We start from the raw sequence: 376 nt of genomic DNA on the forward strand, positions 1-376 counted from the left end.
GCTGATCCCCAGCCGCGCCTGCGCCACATAGTTGCGAAACGGCACCGCCTGGCCCAGCGCTGCGCCCTGCCCCAACAGGCAGGCCTGCAGCTCATGGCACACCACTTCCAGCGCGCTGTGATCCAGGGCCATGTGGTGGAACAGCAAGGTCGCGACGATGCGCTGATTGGCCGGGTCGTCGGCGCGCACCAGGCGCAGCAACGGCGCCTGGGTCACGTCCAGCCGGTAGTGGCGGGCATCAAACAATGCATGCAGTTGCGCGGCAATGTCGCCGTCGGCCGGGTCCAGTGCCAGGGCCTGGATCGGCAACTGCGCCTGGCGCCACACCACTTGTGACGGTTCTTGCAGCCCTTCCCACACCACCCCGGTGCGCAGG

At 68.4% G+C, this 376-nt stretch carries 1 pseudogene; it reads right to left on the reverse strand.

Annotation, left to right across the window (positions count from 1 at the left end):
* Nucleotides 1–376, reverse strand: a pseudogene (locus HX803_RS32530) (hypothetical protein); the annotation flags it as partial.

It is taken from the genome of Pseudomonas sp. P7548, from assembly GCF_013386585.1.
In the GTDB taxonomy this organism is placed as follows: Bacteria; Pseudomonadota; Gammaproteobacteria; order Pseudomonadales; family Pseudomonadaceae; genus Aquipseudomonas.